Origin of the sequence: Streptomyces sp. NPDC041068 (genome assembly GCF_040647455.1) — a bacterium.
In the GTDB taxonomy this organism is placed as follows: Bacteria; Actinomycetota; Actinomycetes; order Streptomycetales; family Streptomycetaceae; genus Streptomyces.
This window is the reverse complement of the sequence record NZ_JBEZCG010000007.1, coordinates 1-15,878: the sequence shown is the minus strand read 5'-3', so window position 1 is coordinate 15,878 and position 15,878 is coordinate 1. Positions and strand designations below refer to the sequence as shown.

The following is a 15,878-nucleotide window of genomic DNA, read 5'->3' as shown; positions in this document are numbered from 1 at the left end:
CGACGAGGGAAACCCCCCGATGAACAACCCCGCCCTCCTTGCGCTGGGCGCCACGATCCTCACGGGTACGCTCGCGGTCGCGGGCGTCCACACGTACGCGTCGGGACGGGCCCAACGCCGGGCCCTGGTCGACCGGTTGGCGCTCGGACCCGGCACGGGCGACGGCGGTCCGCCGTCCCGCGCGCGCCGCTTCGCCGCCGTCGACCGCCGCCTGCGCCGCACCCGCCTGGGCCGGTCGATCCATCTGCGGCTGTCCTCCACGGGACTCGACCTGACGGCGGGCGAGTTCTTCACGTACGTCGTCGCGGTCGTCGCGGCGCTCTGGCTGATCGCGGCGGCGGCCCTGGCCCCCTTCTTCGGCCCCATCGCGGGCGTCGTGGCAGTGTGGAGCGCGGTCGCCTTCCTCAACTGGCAATGCCAGAAGCGCATCGAGGCCTTCATCAGTCAACTCCCGGACGTGGCACGCATCCTGGCCAACGCGACGGCGGCGGGCCTCGCCCTGCGGACGTCCCTGGCGATGGCGGCTGAGGAGCTGGAGGCCCCGGCGGGCGAGGAACTCTCGCACGTGGCCGATCAGTTGACGATGGGCCGCTCGATCGACGACACGCTCGGCGAGTTGGCCGAACGTCTCCCGTCCCGAGAACTGGTGGTCCTGGTCACCACCCTCGTCCTCTCCAACAAGGCGGGTGGCACGGTGGTCAACTCCCTGCGCAACCTCACGCAGACCCTGGAGGACAGGAAGGAGACGCGCCGCGAGGTCCGGACGATGCTGTCGGAGGTCCACGCGACGGCTTTCACGGTCCCGCTCCTCGGCCTGGGCTCCCTCCTCCTGATCAACTCCTCGAACGAGGGCGCGCTGGCACGGGTGACCGGTTCACCGCTGGGTCAGACGCTGATCCTGATCTCACTCGGTCTCTACGGCGTCGGATTCTTCGTGATCAGGCGCCTGGGCAAGATCGAAGTCTAGGAAGGCCGACGACGATGCAGGCACTGGCTCTGGCCCTGGCGGCCGTGATGGGCTTGTCCGTGGCAGGCGTCTGCCTGGGAATCCGCATGTACCGGGCGGACGCGAAGCTGCCGTCCGACCTGGCCGTCGCCCTGGAGGTGGGCGCGACCCGCGTCTCGGCGGCGGGCTCGGCCGTGGACCGCCTCGGCATGCGCTTCGCGCCCCTGGTTCTGCGCCTGATGGGCCCGAAGCGGGTCGACGCCAAGCGCCGCAGGATCGACATGGCGGGCAACCCCGGCGGCCTCACGATCGACCGCTATGCGGCGCGGCGCGCGGTGTACGGCGTCTTCGGCCTGCTCCTGGGCCTGATCTTCCTCACGAACGGCTCCCCGCTCCTCGCCCTCCTCACCTTCGCCTTCGGGGCGACGGCGGCGGACGCGCTGATCTGGCAGGCCGTCCGCGAACGCCGCGAGGTCATCGACCGCACCCTGCCCGACTTCCTGGACGTCCTCGCGGTGGTGGTCTCGGCGGGTCTCGGTTTCCGCCAGGCACTGGACCGCGTGGCCGAGCGGTACGAGGGCCCCTGGGCAGACGAACTCCGCATCACACTCCGCCAGATGGACATGGGCGTCAGCCGCCGCCAGGCCTTCGACGAGCTGCGCCGCCGCAACGCCTCGGAGCAGGTCGCCCAGTTCGTCTCGGCCCTCCAGCAGGGCGAGGAACTGGGCTCCCCGATCGCGGACACCCTGATCCAACTCGCCACGGACATGCGCCGCACGGACGCACAGAACTCCCGCCGCAGGGCGGCGAAGACCATCCCCAAGGCGACGATGGTCACGCTCGTCTTCATGCTCCCCGCGACCATGATCCTGATCGCGGCGGGCATGTTCCTCGGCTCGGGCTCCGACTTCGGCTCGATACTGGGCCGTTGAGATGCGCAGCGGGCGCAGCGCCGGACCGTCAGCCACGTACTGCCGTGATGAAGACGTAGCCCACCTCGGGGGTGGCGGCCGTCTTGCGCATGGACGCGATGAGGGCCTCGGTCGCCGCCGGGTCCTGCAACGCGTCGAACTCGTCCCGCACGGACTGGGTGGCCCTGGCCATCTCGATCCCGGTGCGCGCCACGTGGGCACTGACGTCACGGATCTCGACGTCGACGAACCCGGTGTCGGCCAGCCACCTCTCGTACTGCTCGATCGTGCCGAGGGTGTGCAGGGCGTAGATCGCGAGAATCCGGTCCACCTCCTCGCGTACGTCCGCCGCGACCGGACCGCGCTCGATGAGCTCGGCGACGGCGAGGCGCCCGCCGGGGAACGGCATGTCCATCGCGTCCGCGTGCCGGAACCGCAGCCGGTCCGAGAGCCCCGCCTCGGCGGCGCGTGCGGTGGCCGCGTCGACCTGCACGGTGCTGAGGGTGATGCCCTGCACATCGACGTCATGCGCTCGGGCGAGCCGGGGCGCCGGGCTGCCGATGCCGCAGCCGATGTCGAGGATGCGTTGGCCGGGCTCGGGGGCGAGCCCTTCGATCATCAGGTCCGTGAGGCGGTCGGTGGCCTCGGCCACGCCGCTCCGGTCGTCGTCCTCCCAGTACCCCCAGTGGAGGTCGGGGCCCCAGGCGGTGCTGATGACCTGGGCGACTCCGTCGTAGAGGCCGGTCACGTCGGCCACGGGGTTCGCGCCTGCGGACATGTGTCAACTCCTGTCCGGCGACGGGTGGTTGTGTGTGCCGTCGCCTCATGGGGAGGCCCGAGTGTCGCAATCGCCGTTGTGATACGTCATCGCCCGGATTGCCGTGCGGTCGCGGGCGCCCGTGCGGCGAGCGGATCCGCACCCGTCGCACCGGCTTCGCGAAACCCCTTCGCGGATGCAACTCGATGTGGGACAGTCAGGGCTGAGTTCACGGTTCGCGGGAGGGGACTTCGTGCATGGTGATCTCACCGAGGGGGAAGGGAATCCGCCAACTTGCGGACCGGGGACGTCCAAGGCCCTATTGGTTGCGCAGAGTTGCTGCCGCTGCACGTGTTGTGGCGTACGTTGCCTCTGACTGCAACGGTCGCGGTGTCGGGTGGGAGAGAAGGGGCCGTCGTGCTGAAGGAACGCGTGCTCAGAGTCTGGGTCGACTGGACGGTGACCGTGGCTTCCCGGGTCCGGGGGAGGGATCGGGATTCCGGGGCGGGGTTCGTGGAGTATGCGGGGTTGATGATTCTTATTGCGGGGATCTTCGTCTTGATCGACGGTCTGGGGCTCGACGGACAGATCTCCGGAGCGATCCAGGACGCCGTATCAGACGTGATCGGCGGCTGAGGCGACACCTCCTCCGCGGTGACAGAGGGCAGACCCTTCCCATCTACATCTGGTTGACGGGGATTCTGCTCTTTGCCGCGTTCGCCTTCTTCGCCTTCGCCCAAGCGGCCTCGGCGCGAAATGGGGCCCAATCCGCTGCTGACGCCGCGGCGTTGGCCGCTGCCCAGGAGTCCAGGGACGAGTTGGTCGAAGGGCTCGGCCTGGCCATCGGCGAGGGGGACGACTGGCTCGACTGGCTGGCGGGCGACAAGCTCACCGACGCCGGAGCCCAAGAGGCGGCCGGGGCGCTGGCCGCGGACAACGACTCTCAGGTCGATGACTTCGGTCCGGCCGAAGTGAACGGATATCCCGGGTATCGCGTATCTGTGGAGACCAACTACACGGTGGGCGACTCTGTCATCCCTGGTACGGAGTCCCAGCACGCCAAGGCTGATGCGACTGCCGTCATCAAGCCGCGCTGCGACGTCGATCCATCAAGCGACCCCGAGAAGGCCGTGGAATTCAGGTGCGACGGCGGCGAATCCATCGAGATCGATCCGGACGACTTCGAGCTGGACGACCTCCCGGACGCGTCCGTCCTCTTCTCCGTCCACCTGGCCGACTGACAAGCGATCGACGAGAGAAGGAAGCCGTAGCGATGAACATTCGGCGCACCACGACGACTCGCAGGGCAATGACCGCTGTGGCGATCACGACCGGCCTGGTCCTCACGGTCGCCGGCTGCGGCGGTGGGGACGGGGACGACGACAAGGCGGCGAAGAAGTCGTCGCCCACCTCACCCGCGGAGCAGGGCGAGAGTGACGACGAGAAGGGTGACAGCGGGGACGCCCCTGCGACGGACAAGGTCCTGGCCGAGGTCAAGGGCGAGGAGAGCATCACACTGACGATCACCTCCGCTGTCCGTGACGAGGGCGGCTTCGTGACGGTCTCCGGCAAGGTGACGAACAACGGCGGAAGGTTCTGGGCGGCCGCCAACTGGCGTGGCGAGGAACGTGAGCTGAACAAGAACGGCTCGTCCGTAGCCGGCGCGAACCTGATCGACAACGAGGGCAGGAAGAAGTACCTCGTGCTCCGGGACACTCAGGGGCGGTGCCTGTGCACCAAGTTCACGGGAGGCGTCAAGCCGAGCCAGACCGCCGAGTGGTACGCGCAGTTCCCCGCACCGCCGGAAGGCACCACCAAGGTCGACTTCCAGGTGGGAGCCATGCCCCCAGCCCCCATAGAGCTCACCGAGGGCGAGTGACCGTGACCATGACCCACGTCCCCCTCACCCGCGCCCGAACCGGCCTCGGCACCGCCACCGCCACCCTCACCGCCCTGGTGCTCCTCCTCGCCTCACCCCCCGCCTCCGCCGACAACGACGACCCCTCCGCACCCCCCGGCAGCACCACCACATCCCCGCCCCCCGAGGTCGACTCCAACAGCCCCGGGCTCAAGCTCGCCGACGGTGCCACGCTCGCGCCCGCCAAGGTGCTGGACATCAAGTCAGTCGTCGAGGACCTCGGCGGTGAGGAGCGCCGCGAGGACACCAACACGGACGTGAAGTTCGCGCTGCAGGCCGAGGTCCTGTTCCCCAAGGACAGCGCGAAGCTGAATCCCGAGGCGAACGCCCGGATCAAGGCCATCGCGGAGGAGGCCAAGGCCCAGCAGGCCACGGACGTACGCGTCTTCGGGTTCACGGACAACCTCGGCTCCTACGGCCACGGCAAGAAGCTCTCCCGCGAGCGCGCGGAAGCCGTGCACGACAAGCTCGCGGGCTATCTCGGCCCCGAGGTCACCTACTCCGTACGCGGCTACAGCGAGGACTACCCCATCGCGGACAACGGCTCCGAGGAGGGCCGCAAGAAGAACCGCCGCGTGGAAGTCTCCTTCCCGCGCGGCGCGGCGGACGCGGGCCCGGGAAGCGCGGGCGGTACGAGCGGCGAGGAACCTACTCCCTGAGCCACGGGTACCGCCCCGCGTCCCCGCCCCCGTAATCCGGGTCCAAATAGATGAAGCACCGCTGGATCAGCCAGTCCCTGATCTCGAAGACGTCGCAGAAGCGGCCCGCACCCCAATCGGGCAGGCCCGCGCGCCAGGCGCCGCCGTCACGGTGTTCGCCGTGGCTGGTGCCCTCGCAGACCACGGTGTCCGTGCCGGAGAAGATCCAGTTGAAGTCGGCGTAATGGTGTGTGATGGAGCGGAGCGTGCCGCCCACGTCGCCGAACATCCGCCCGATCTCCGCCTTGCCGTCGGCGAGACCCCACTTGGGGAAGTACACCTGGGCGTCGTCCGCGAAGAGATCGAGGAGCGGGGCGCCGCCGGAGGTCTTGCCGCCGCGGTCGAACGCCTTGAGGTACTCCAGCGCGACCGACTTCCGCTGCTCGTCCGTCATGGTGTGCCGGGTCACTGTCACACGGGGGGAGTCTGACGGCTCCGGCGAGCACGTCAAGACACGGTGCGACAATGCCGTGTGAGCGTCGGGAGTGGAGTCGGCGAGGCGGAATGGGCGCGCCTGCGCGGTGAGTTGTGCCTCGGTCAGGTCCTCACCGGGACCGTCGTCGGCGTACCGAGGCCAGGAGCGATCGGAATCTTCGTGGACGTGGGCCTTCCGGTGGGCGGCTTCGTCGACGTGCTGCTCCTTCCGCGGGACGAGGAGCGCTGGCCGGCGGAGGGGGACGTCGCCGAGTTCGAGGTGTGGTGGGCCGACGAGCATCGTCAGCAGGTACGCCTCAAGCCCACGGACCCCGCCCTTCTGGCCGAGGACTTCGACGAGTACGTGGCGCGCTGGCGGCCCGCCTGGCCCTCGCTGGTCGGACGCCCCATCGACCATGTGGAGAAGGCCATCGAGCTGCTCAAGCGCGAGTTCGCCGCGGAGGAGGGGAGCTTCCTGCTCCGGCTGCGCTGCGACCTGACCTGGGACCGCGCCGCCTTCACGCGTCTGGAGCGGGCCATGCGGATCGCGTGCGCGCACTACCAGGCGAGCGACGAAGTCGACCGGTGGCTGGCCGACGGCTTCTACGAGCTCGCGACAGCCGTCCCGTCCTGGACCGCGCACCCGGACTTCCCGCGACCGACGCCCGACACCTATTACGAGGAGTGCCTGGAGCGCATCGGCGACCTCGCCGACTGGTTCTTCCGGGGCGAGTCCAACTACGTCGAGGGCCATGTCTGGACGGACCTGTGAGACAAGGTGGCTCGGAGTCGGGCGAAACCCGGATGTGACGCGGCGGCCCCGATGCCAGGATTGCCCCATGAGCACCAGCCCCGCAGGCCCTACAGGACCCACAGGCCCTACAGGACCCACAGACCTCACAGACCTCACAGGAGTCACAGGGTCCGTTGACCCCACCGCCCCCGGCGACACAGGCGCCCCCACCCGCACCTTCGACGCCCTCGTCGCCGAAGCCGAGGCCGCCCCCACCGAAGGCTGGGACTTCTCCTGGTTCGAGGGGCGGGCCACCGAGGCGCGGCCCTCCTGGCGGTACGCCGAGTCGATGGCGCGGCGCCTGGCCGGGGCGTCGGCGAGCCTGGACATCCAGACCGGCGGCGGCGAGGTGCTCGCCTCCGCCGCCACCCTGCCGCCGCTCGCGGTCGCCACGGAGGGCTGGCCCGCGAACGTCGCCAAGGCCACCGCGCTGCTGCACCCGCGGGGCGTGGCTGTCGTCGCCTCGCAGGAGGACGCCCCGCTGCCGTTCGCGGACGGTGCCTTCGACCTGGTCACCAGTCGCCACCCGGTCAAGGCCCACTTCGACGAGATCGCCCGCGTGCTGCGCCCCGGCGGCTCGTACTTCGCCCAGCACGTGGGGCCCGCCAGCGTCTTCGAGGTCGTCGAGTACTTCCTCGGGCCCCAGCCGGAGGAGGTGCGGAACAGCCGGCACCCCGACCTGGAGCGCGCCGAGGCCGAGGCCGCGGGCCTGGAGGTGGTGGACCTGCGGGCCGAGCGGCTGCGGATCGAGTTCCACGACATCGGCGCGGTCGTCCACTTCCTGCGCAAGGTGGTGTGGATGGTCCCGGACTTCAGCGTGGAGAAGTACCGCCCGCGGCTGCGCGAGCTGCACGACCGGATCCGGGCGGAAGGCCCCTTCGTGGCCCACAGCACCCGGCACCTGTTCGACCTGCGCAAGCCGTAGCAGCGATCCTCAGCAGTCCTCGGCGATCCTCAGCGGTCCTCGGCGCTCCTCGGCTGGCCTCCGCGGTCCTCCGCGGTCCTCCGCGGTCCTCCGCACCCCTCAGAGGTACTGTCGATCGAGCAAGTGACCGTACGGAACAGAGGAGTTGGCCATGCCGAAGGAGAAGGGGACGTACGCCTGCGGCCTCGACGCCGCCGTGGACGTCGTCGGCGGCAAGTGGAAGCCCATGATCCTGTGGGCGCTGCACTCGGGCAGGACGCTGCGCTTCGGCGAGCTGAAGCGGCACATCAGCGGTGTCAGCGAGAAGGTGCTGATCCAGCAGCTGCGAGAACTGGAGTCCGACGGCATCGTGCACCGCGAGGTCTACCGCGAGGTGCCGCCGAAGGTGGAGTACTCCCTGACCGACCTCGGCCAGTCCCTCAACACGGCGCTGCTGCCCCTGGGGTTGTGGGGGGACGAGCACATGCAGCAGGTGATCGCGAACAAGGTCAAAGCCGACAACGGCTCCAATAACGCCGCCTAAGTGAGCAATTCAGGCAGATCTCTCCCTTGTCTTATCTCGTCACGTACGTCACAAAATCGAAGCCTTGATTCCGCATCGTTATCAATACTGGCTCGATCCGGGCCTAAGCGTCACGTAAGTTCAGACCAAGGCTAATTCGCGTGAGCAAAGCTGCGCGTGCGGTGCCGCGCAGTGGAGGGGGCTGCGCGGCGCCGCGAGCCCTCATCAGGTACCGCCCGCGGCATCGCGTACGACGATCCGAGCGCCCCGGCATACGCCCCACCGGGCCATCGCCCCGGCCTCCGCTTCGAGCACATGCCGGGCCCGCGGCCGCGGCAGCCCGATGCGCCCCGGCCGCATCGTCCGGACGGACAGCACACGCAACTCCCGGTCCAGATACGCCACATCGATGGCGAACCGCATCCGCACGGTGTGCACGCCGCTCGCCCGGGTGAGGAGCAGCGCCCCCGTCACGCCCGCGCGCCCGAGCAGTCCCCGGCGCCGCGCCCGCGCCGACTCCGCGATCTCCAGAGGGATCTCCGCGAGGGCCTCCGGTGGGGGCTCCGCGGGGATCCCCGGTCGGACCTCCGACCGGACCTCCGTGGGGGCCTCCGCGGGGACCTTCGGGGCGGGCGCGGAGACCGTCATCGTCGCCATGCCGGGAAATTAGCGTCACGGACACCCGGGACGTCAAGCGCGCGAACCTCGCCGGGGTCCCTCTTGGGGGTACCGCCCCGTCCGGCCGAATCTGGCCCTCGAACCGCGAATTCCGCCCGTAGAACGGGGTCTCGCAGTCGCCGCCCGGTCTCGGAGAGTAGTTGTGGAGCGCCAATGCACGCAGCATCACTTACGAAGGGTTATGGTGGAAACCCCCCCTCGGGCCGGTCCGTCTCCCCCCCACGGACCGGCCCGTTTTTTGTGCCCGCGCCCGGGGCCGGTTTCGGGCCCGCCTCCCGGCGCCGGACGATGGCGGAAGATCGACGTCCAGTTATGGTCAGGGGCATGTCGAACCAGTTCCCCCCACCGCACCAGAACCCGCCCGCCGACCCGTATGCCAACCCCCAGGCGGGTCTGCCCAGTTACACCGGTCCCGCCCAGGACCCCGCGTACGCCTACGGCCCGATGGCCCCCCAGAAGATGCCCGGCGTCGTCCGCGCCGCACAGATCGTTCTCTGGGTCCTCGGCGGACTCACCTTCCTCGGCACGGTCGGCCTGATCTTCATATCCAACCCGGAGACGGCGGGCGCCGCGCTCGGCGTGAACCTCTGCGTGCTGGTCTCGGCGGGCATGGCCTTCCGCTACGGGACCGTGGGCAACGGCATCCGCGTCACCTGCATCGTCCTGATGAGCGTGCAGATCGCCGTCGCCCTCGGCGGCGCGGCCAGCGGCAACGGGGCAGGGCTGCTGCCGCTGCTCGGCGCCATCGCCGTCGTCGTCCTGCTCTCGCAGGGCGCGGCGGGCGCGTGGTTCAAGCGCCCGCGCGGCTGACGACGGAAAGACGGAGAGAAGAAAGAGGCGCAAAGAGCCGCAAGGAGACGCAAAGAGGCGCAAAGAGGCACGAAGACGGGAAGAGAAAAGGAGCCCCGGGCCGGATGCACTCCGGCCCGGGGCTCCCTCGTGCGAGGCGGGGCGGGGGCCCGCCGGCCCCGCCCGCTAGCCCCGTCCCGCCCAGATGTTCGTCCCCGGCGTCGACACCGCGAACGTGTCGATGGCGGCCAGTTCCTCGTCCGTCAGCTTCGGGCCCGCCAGCGCCGCCACGTTCTCCTCCAACTGCTTCACGCTGGAGGCGCCGATCAGCGCGGAGGTCATGCGCTCGTCGCGGAGCACCCAGTTCAGGGCGAGCTGGGCGAGGGACTGGCCGCGGCCCGCCGCGATGTCGTTCAGGCCGTTGAGGCGGCGTACCACCTCGTCGCTCAGCAGCTCCGGGTCAAGGGACTTGCCCTGCGTCGCGCGCGAGCCCTCGGGGATGCCCTTGAGGTACTTGTTCGTGAGCAGGCCCTGGGCGAGCGGCACGAAGGAGATGCAGCCCATGCCGGCCGCCTCCAGGGTGTCGAGCAGCCCGTCCTCCTCGGTCCAGCGGTTGATCATCGAGTACGACGGCTGGTGGATGAGGGCGGGGACGCCCATCTCCCGCAGCAGCCGGGCCGCTTCGGCGGTCTGCTCGCTGTTGTAGGAGGAGACGCCCACGTAGAGCGCCTTGCCCTGCTGGACGGCCGAGGCGAGCGCACCCATCGTCTCTTCGAGCGGGGTGTCCGGGTCGAAGCGGTGGGAGTAGAAGATGTCCACGTAGTCGAGACCCATCCGCTCCAGCGACGCGTCCAGCGACGAGAGCAGGTACTTGCGGCTGCCCCACTCGCCGTACGGGCCCGGGTGCATGAGGTAGCCCGCCTTGGTCGAGATGACCAGTTCGTCGCGGTACGAGGCGAAGTCCTGCGCGAAGATCTTGCCGAAGTTGAGCTCCGCCGAACCGGGCGGCGGCCCGTAGTTGTTCGCCAGGTCGAAGTGCGTGACGCCCAGGTCGAAGCCGCGGCGCAGGATGGCGCGCTGCGTCTCCAGGGCCTTGTCGTCGCCGAAGTTGTGCCAGAGGCCGAGGGAGACGGCGGGCAGCTTCAGGCCGCTGCGGCCCGTGCGCCGGTACTCCATCGCGTCGTAGCGGTCCGCCGAGGCGACGTAAGGAGAGGTGTCGTTCATGGTTACGAAGCTACGACAGTGCACGGGCGCTCTGTGGCTCACACCCCTGTTTTCCGGCGGTAGGCTTTCGCCTTCGGGGACTGCCGTCGCACGGAGGGGCTGAAAAGACCGTGAACCTGCGGGACAGGCTGCGCGGCCTGCTGGTCAGGCTGTACGCACGCCGGGTGGAAGGTCACCTGGACCATGACCAGGTGCCCAAGCACATCGGGGTCATCATGGATGGCAACCGGCGCTGGGCGAAGGCCGCCGGATCCACCACCGCCCAGGGCCATCAGGCGGGCGCGGACAACATCGGGGAGTTCCTCGGTTGGTGCAGCGAGACGGACGTCGAGGTCGTCACGCTCTGGCTGCTGTCGACGGACAACTTCGACCGCCCCCAGGAGGAGCTCGGCCCGCTGCTCGGCATCATCGAGGACACGGTCCGCTCGCTGGCCCGTGACGGCCGCTGGCGCGTCCACCATGTCGGCGCCACCGACATCCTGCCGTCGGGCATGCGGAACGTACTCAAGGAGGCCGAAGAGGCCACGGCTCACGTCAAGGGGATAGTGGTCAACGTCGCGATCGGCTACGGCGGCCGCCAGGAGATCGCCGACGCCGTCCGCTCCATGCTGCTCGACGCCTCGGACAAGGGGCAGTCGCTGGAGGAGGTGGCCGACAAGGTCGACGTCGACCTCATCGGCAAGCACCTCTACACCAAGGCCCAACCGGACCCGGACCTGGTGATCCGTACGAGTGGTGAACAGCGACTGTCCGGATTCATGCTCTGGCAGACCGCTCACTCCGAGTACTACTTCTGCGAAGTCTTCTGGCCGGCCTTCCGGAAGGTCGACTTCCTGCGTGCGCTGCGTGATTACGCCGCGCGGCACCGTCGTTACGGGGGCTGACGTCCTCACGCCCCTGAGGTCGGGGTAACCCAGAGTTAACCAACGCGTCGTCATATGCCCTGGCATGGCTGCGCTTGTTCGAGGGAATAAGCCTTCCAGGTCGACGTCCGAGCAGTATCCGAAAGGGACGTCGTTCTCAGCGGGCGGCATCAGGCCGTCCGCCCGGGAGGCCCTTTGCACCAGGACGACCGTGTGAGCAGCACGGGCGACGTGGAGGGCCGGCGCTCGGCCCGCGCATCGCGGCCCGTGACCGGCCCGGTTCACACCCGCCGGACCGCGCCCGGTATCCCTCCCGTCGCTCCCCGACCTCATCCGAGGGGGTACGTCCTTCCGTGGTGACCAGCACAAAGCGCCGCATGCCCGACAGGCGCACCTATGTTCTCGACACCAGCGTCCTGCTGGCCGACCCGAACGCCCTGACCCGCTTCGACGAGCATGAAGTCGTGCTCCCCGTCGTCGTGGTGACGGAGCTGGAGGCCAAGCGGCACCATCCGGAGCTCGGCTACTTCGCCCGGCAGGCGCTGCGTCTGCTGGACGACTTCCGCATCCGGCACGGCCGCCTGGACGCCCCGATCCCGATCGGGGACCTGGGCGGTTCGCTGCGCGTCGAGCTCAACCACTCCGATCCCGGCGTGCTCCCGGCCGGCTACCGGTTGGGGGACAACGACTCACGGATTCTCGCCGTAGCGCGCAATCTCCAGGCGGAGGGATACGACGTCACGGTCGTGTCCAAGGACCTCCCGCTCAGAATCAAGGCGTCATCGGTCGGGCTCCTCGCCGAGGAGTACCGCGCGGAGCTCGCCATCACGGACTCCGGCTGGACCGGAATGTCCGAACTGACCCTCTCCGGCGAGCAGGTCGACCTCCTCTTCGAGGAAGACACCCTGTACGTCCCCGAGGTCGCGGACCTGCCCGTGCACACGGGCCTCACCATCCAGTCGGAGAGGGGCAAGGCGCTCGGCCGCGTCACGGCCGAGGGCAACATCCGTCTCGTACGCGGCGATCGTGAGGCCTTCGGCATCAAGGGCAGGAGCGCGGAGCAGCGGGTCGCGCTCGATCTGCTCCTCGACCCGGAGGTCGGGATCGTCTCGATGGGCGGGCGCGCGGGCACCGGCAAGTCGGCGCTCGCGCTCTGCGCGGGCCTGGAGGCCGTCCTCGAGCGCAGGCAGCACCAGAAGGTGATGGTCTTCCGGCCGCTGTACGCGGTGGGCGGGCAGGAGCTCGGCTATCTGCCCGGCACCGAGGCCGAGAAGATGGGCCCTTGGGCGCAGGCGGTCTTCGACACGCTCGGTTCGGTGGCGGGGAAAGAGGTCATCGAGGAGATCACCGCGCGCGGGATGCTGGAGGTCCTCCCGCTCACCCATATCCGCGGGCGCTCGCTGCACGACGCGTTCGTGATCGTGGACGAGGCCCAATCCCTGGAGCGGAACGTTCTGTTGACCGTTCTGTCCCGAATCGGGGCGAACTCCCGTGTCGTGCTGACCCATGACGTGGCCCAGCGCGACAACCTCCGCGTGGGGCGGTACGACGGTGTGGTGGCCGTCGTGGAGAAGCTGAAGGGGCATCCGCTCTTCGCGCACGTCACGCTCACCCGGTCCGAGCGTTCGCAGATCGCGGCCCTGGTGACCGAAATGCTGGAGGACGGTCACATCTGACGCGGTATGTACGGCAGTTGGCGCCGCCCGGCGAAGCGAGTGAGCCTAGCCGGGCGGCGTCTTCGCGCGTGCCGCTTTCCGTAAAACTCCTGGGACAAACGAGGTGTGAGCTTTCCCACGCAACGGAGAATTGCCTTGCGGCGTCGAGCTGGGGCAGAGTCTGGGTCCTGTCAGGCCCCGCATGCGACACACGTGTACCCCCAGCGGTACAGCACAACAGAACTTCATAGTGGCCGTCGCATGCCGCCCGAAGCACCACGCGGCGCTCCCATAACGGGAGTTGTCCACCGGGCCCGCGCCTCCCGTGACCGATCTGCAAGCGGAGGCCAGCGCCAGGGGCACGATTGCGTCCGCGAGGTCACCTATGCGGGCGATGCTGGAAGGAAACCGTGTGAGCCGGATTTCGGTCCGGGGATTCGCCGTGGCATCCGCCACCGCGGTCACCACCGTCGGCGCTGTCGTGGGTGTTGCCTCGGGCGACACCCAGCCCTCGAACTCGAACGACCTCGAGGCAGCGGCAAGCGACGCGACGCTCCTCGCAGACATACCCGCCGGTCAGCAGGCGCAGGTCCAGACGGCGTCCCTGACGCAGCAGGCCGACGCGCAGGCCATGGCCGCCGACACCGCCGCCAAGAAGACCGCCGCGGAGGAGGCCCGCAAGCAGGCCGCCGCATCGGCGATCGAGAAGCAGAAGGCCGCGGAGAAGGCGGAGGCGGCCGAGAAGGCCGCAGCCAAGAAGGAGCGTGAGGAGAAGGCCGAGGCCAAGGCCAGCCGCTCCTCCGGTCGTGACGCCTCCAGCTTCGCGCCCCAGAGCTCGTACACGGTCTCTCAGGTCCAGGCGATGGCACGGCAGATGGTCCCCGGCGACCAGTTCCAGTGCTTCAGCAACATCGTCAACCACGAGTCCACGTGGAACTACAAGGCCACCAACGCCTCATCGGGCGCCTACGGCCTCGTCCAGGCGCTGCCCGGTTCCAAGATGGCCTCGGCGGGCGCCGACTGGCAGACCAACCCGGCCACGCAGATCAAGTGGGGCCTGAACTACATGAACGACCGCTACGGAAGCCCGTGCGGCGCCTGGAGCTTCTGGCAGGCGAACAACTGGTACTAGGCCCACACCGGCCGTACCGCGCTCAACCTCGCGAGGCCCCTCACCGTCCTTCGGTGGGGGGCCTCGCACGTGTACGGTCGGTCCGGACAGCTCCAGGGGGGAGTGGTGGGGAAAGACGGGGGAAGAGGACGGATCATGTCGCGAGTGCCAGGGTGGCTGGGTCGGCTCGGCGCCGGACTGAGCGAGATGGGCGAGCGGTTGAACGAGCAGCGCCGCGACAGGGAGGCCGAGGCGGACGCCGAGGACTCGGTCGACGCGCTGCGCAAGCGCGCGCGGGACGACGCCGACAGGGCCGCAGTCGTCCGGGACGCGGTCGAAGCCGAGGACGGGAACGGCGCGGAGCACGAGCACGTGCCGGCACCGCCCGCGTACGCGCCGGCCATAGCGGCACGGCCCGACCCGGTGGCGGCCGTGCCGTGGGGGATGCGGGTCGCGGCCGAGGCAGGCTGGCGCCTCCTCGTCCTCGCGGGCACGCTCTGGGTCCTGATGAAGGTCATCAGCGCGGTCCAGCTGGTGGTGCTCGCCTTCGTGGCCGCCCTGTTGATCACCGCGATGCTGCAGCCCACGGTGGCCCGGCTCAAGAAGCTCGGCCTGCCGCGCGGGCTCGCGACCGCGGTCACCGCGATCCTCGGCTTCGTCATCATGGGCCTGGTCGGCTGGTTCGTGGTCTGGCAGGTCATGGACAACGTCGACGAACTGTCGCGCCAGGTCCAGGACGGCATCGAGGATCTGCGCAAGTGGCTCCTCAACAGCCCGTTCCACGTGACCGAGGACCAGATCAACGACATCGCCAAGAGCCTGCGCGACGCGGTCGGCGCCAACACGGAGGAGCTCACCTCCGCGGGCCTGGAGGGCGTCACGGTCATCGTCGAGGCGCTGACCGGCATCCTGCTCGCGATGTTCTCCACGCTCTTCCTGCTCTACGACGGCAAGCGCATCTGGCAGTGGACGCTGAAGCTGGTGCCCGCCCAGGCGCGGCCCGGCGTCGAGGGCGCGGGTCCCAGGGCCTGGCGCACGCTCACCGCGTATGTGCGCGGCACGGTGATAGTGGCTCTGATCGACGCGATCTTCATCGGGCTCGGCATCTACTTCCTCGGGGTGCCGATGGCGGTGCCGCTCGCCGTGTTCATCTTCCTGTTCGCGTTCATCCCGCTGGTGGGCGCCGTGATCTCGGGCGCGCTCGCGGTGGTCGTCGCGCTCGTCACGCAGGGCGTGTTCACGGCGGTGATGGCGCTGGCCGTGGTCCTCGCCGTACAGCAGATCGAGGGCCACATCCTGCAGCCGTTCATCCTGGGCCGCGCGGTGCGGGTGCATCCGCTGGCGGTCGTGCTGTCCGTCGCCGCGGGCGGTCTGGTCGCCGGCATCGGCGGCGCGGTGGTCGCGGTGCCGCTGGTGGCCGTCACGAACACGGTCGTCGGCTATCTGCGGGCGTACTCGCGCGAGGCGGCGCTCAAGCAGGCGCCGCAGCCGAGGGGGGCCACGGCGCTGGACGTCGCTCCCGCGGAGCACGTCTCTCCTGCGGAGCCGCCGAAGTAGCGTCGTACACGCAACGAGAAGTGGGGGGGGGGCCCCCGGGGGGGGGGGGCCCCCAGGGGTGTGTTGGGGGGGTGCGGGGGCGGAGACGCGGGGCCCCCGGGGACCCCCCCCCCCGCAGGAACAGGCGCGCCAAAAAC

18 protein-coding genes are annotated in these 15,878 nt (G+C 69.5%); 14 read left to right on the top strand and 4 right to left on the bottom strand.

Annotation, left to right across the window (positions count from 1 at the left end):
• The first annotated feature begins 19 nt into the window (after nucleotides 1-19).
• Both AB0B50_RS17140 and AB0B50_RS17135 read left to right on the top strand, forming a co-directional pair.
• On the top strand, nucleotides 20-967 hold the full coding sequence (locus AB0B50_RS17140) for a type II secretion system F family protein (RefSeq protein ID WP_362331749.1): 948 nt from the start codon (nucleotides 20-22) through the stop codon (nucleotides 965-967).
• A 14-nt stretch (nucleotides 968-981) separates the two neighbouring features.
• Nucleotides 982-1,878, top strand: a complete 897-nt coding sequence (locus AB0B50_RS17135) for a DUF5936 domain-containing protein (RefSeq protein WP_362331746.1) — start codon at nucleotides 982-984, stop codon at nucleotides 1,876-1,878.
• 28 nt (nucleotides 1,879-1,906) lie between these two features.
• On the opposite strand, the gene AB0B50_RS17130 is transcribed toward AB0B50_RS17135, so the two are convergent.
• On the bottom strand, nucleotides 1,907-2,635 hold the full coding sequence (locus AB0B50_RS17130) for a class I SAM-dependent methyltransferase (protein WP_362331743.1): 729 nt from the start codon (nucleotides 2,633-2,635) through the stop codon (nucleotides 1,907-1,909).
• A gap of 396 nt (nucleotides 2,636-3,031) precedes the next feature.
• On the opposite strand from AB0B50_RS17130, the gene AB0B50_RS17125 reads away from it, so the two are divergent.
• From AB0B50_RS17125 to AB0B50_RS17110, 4 genes are read left to right on the top strand one after another with little or no spacing between them, the layout of a single operon-like run.
• Nucleotides 3,032-3,250, top strand: a complete 219-nt coding sequence (locus AB0B50_RS17125; RefSeq protein WP_362332767.1) for a hypothetical protein — start codon at nucleotides 3,032-3,034, stop codon at nucleotides 3,248-3,250.
• Nucleotides 3,229-3,855 carry a pilus assembly protein TadG-related protein gene (locus AB0B50_RS17120; protein WP_362332764.1) on the top strand — a complete coding sequence of 209 codons (627 nt, stop codon included), beginning with the start codon at nucleotides 3,229-3,231 and terminating at the stop codon, nucleotides 3,853-3,855. The genes AB0B50_RS17125 and AB0B50_RS17120 overlap by 22 nt, the downstream gene beginning before the upstream one ends.
• A gap of 32 nt (nucleotides 3,856-3,887) precedes the next feature.
• On the top strand, nucleotides 3,888-4,493 hold the full coding sequence (locus AB0B50_RS17115; RefSeq protein ID WP_362331740.1) for a hypothetical protein: 606 nt from the start codon (nucleotides 3,888-3,890) through the stop codon (nucleotides 4,491-4,493).
• A gap of 8 nt (nucleotides 4,494-4,501) precedes the next feature.
• Nucleotides 4,502-5,191 (top strand): OmpA family protein, encoded by a 690-nt coding sequence (locus tag AB0B50_RS17110; protein ID WP_362331737.1) that lies wholly within the window; start codon nucleotides 4,502-4,504, stop codon nucleotides 5,189-5,191.
• Here the strand turns inward: AB0B50_RS17110 and AB0B50_RS17105 are convergent.
• Nucleotides 5,181-5,645 carry a nuclear transport factor 2 family protein gene (locus AB0B50_RS17105; RefSeq protein WP_362331734.1) on the bottom strand — a complete coding sequence of 155 codons (465 nt, stop codon included), beginning with the start codon at nucleotides 5,643-5,645 and terminating at the stop codon, nucleotides 5,181-5,183. The genes AB0B50_RS17110 and AB0B50_RS17105 overlap by 11 nt on opposite strands.
• 57 nt (nucleotides 5,646-5,702) lie before the next feature.
• On the opposite strand from AB0B50_RS17105, the gene AB0B50_RS17100 reads away from it, so the two are divergent.
• The 3 genes from AB0B50_RS17100 (at nucleotide 5,703) to AB0B50_RS17090 (ending at nucleotide 7,885) form a co-directional block, all read left to right on the top strand.
• Nucleotides 5,703-6,416: a hypothetical protein gene (locus AB0B50_RS17100; protein WP_362331731.1), complete on the top strand. Its 714-nt coding sequence runs from the start codon at nucleotides 5,703-5,705 to the stop codon at nucleotides 6,414-6,416.
• A 67-nt stretch (nucleotides 6,417-6,483) separates the two neighbouring features.
• On the top strand, nucleotides 6,484-7,362 hold the full coding sequence (locus tag AB0B50_RS17095; protein WP_362331728.1) for a class I SAM-dependent methyltransferase: 879 nt from the start codon (nucleotides 6,484-6,486) through the stop codon (nucleotides 7,360-7,362).
• A gap of 151 nt (nucleotides 7,363-7,513) precedes the next feature.
• Nucleotides 7,514-7,885 carry a helix-turn-helix domain-containing protein gene (locus AB0B50_RS17090; protein ID WP_362331725.1) on the top strand — a complete coding sequence of 124 codons (372 nt, stop codon included), beginning with the start codon at nucleotides 7,514-7,516 and terminating at the stop codon, nucleotides 7,883-7,885.
• Between the two features lie 204 nt (nucleotides 7,886-8,089).
• Here AB0B50_RS17090 and AB0B50_RS17085 read toward each other — a convergent pair whose 3' ends face one another.
• On the bottom strand, nucleotides 8,090-8,521 hold the full coding sequence (locus tag AB0B50_RS17085; RefSeq protein ID WP_362331722.1) for a DUF192 domain-containing protein: 432 nt from the start codon (nucleotides 8,519-8,521) through the stop codon (nucleotides 8,090-8,092).
• A gap of 345 nt (nucleotides 8,522-8,866) precedes the next feature.
• On the opposite strand from AB0B50_RS17085, the gene AB0B50_RS17080 reads away from it, so the two are divergent.
• Nucleotides 8,867-9,352, top strand: a complete 486-nt coding sequence (locus tag AB0B50_RS17080) for a hypothetical protein (RefSeq protein WP_362331719.1) — start codon at nucleotides 8,867-8,869, stop codon at nucleotides 9,350-9,352.
• 165 nt (nucleotides 9,353-9,517) lie between these two features.
• Here the strand turns inward: AB0B50_RS17080 and mgrA are convergent, their stop codons facing one another.
• Complete coding sequence (mgrA, locus tag AB0B50_RS17075; protein ID WP_362331716.1) at nucleotides 9,518-10,555, bottom strand: L-glyceraldehyde 3-phosphate reductase; 1,038 nt, start codon at nucleotides 10,553-10,555, stop codon at nucleotides 9,518-9,520.
• Nucleotides 10,556-10,665: 110 nt separating this feature from the next.
• On the opposite strand from mgrA, the gene AB0B50_RS17070 reads away from it, so the two are divergent.
• The 4 genes from AB0B50_RS17070 (at nucleotide 10,666) to AB0B50_RS17055 (ending at nucleotide 15,741) form a co-directional block, all read left to right on the top strand.
• A complete protein-coding gene (locus tag AB0B50_RS17070; protein WP_362331713.1) occupies nucleotides 10,666-11,439 on the top strand; it encodes an isoprenyl transferase in 774 nt (257 codons plus the stop codon).
• A 332-nt stretch (nucleotides 11,440-11,771) separates the two neighbouring features.
• Complete coding sequence (locus AB0B50_RS17065) at nucleotides 11,772-13,094, top strand: PhoH family protein (RefSeq protein WP_362331710.1); 1,323 nt, start codon at nucleotides 11,772-11,774, stop codon at nucleotides 13,092-13,094.
• Between the two features lie 373 nt (nucleotides 13,095-13,467).
• On the top strand, nucleotides 13,468-14,205 hold the full coding sequence (locus AB0B50_RS17060) for a lytic transglycosylase domain-containing protein (protein ID WP_362331707.1): 738 nt from the start codon (nucleotides 13,468-13,470) through the stop codon (nucleotides 14,203-14,205).
• Nucleotides 14,206-14,340: 135 nt separating this feature from the next.
• A complete protein-coding gene (locus AB0B50_RS17055; protein ID WP_362331704.1) occupies nucleotides 14,341-15,741 on the top strand; it encodes an AI-2E family transporter in 1,401 nt (466 codons plus the stop codon).
• Nucleotides 15,742-15,878: the final 137 nt, after the last annotated feature.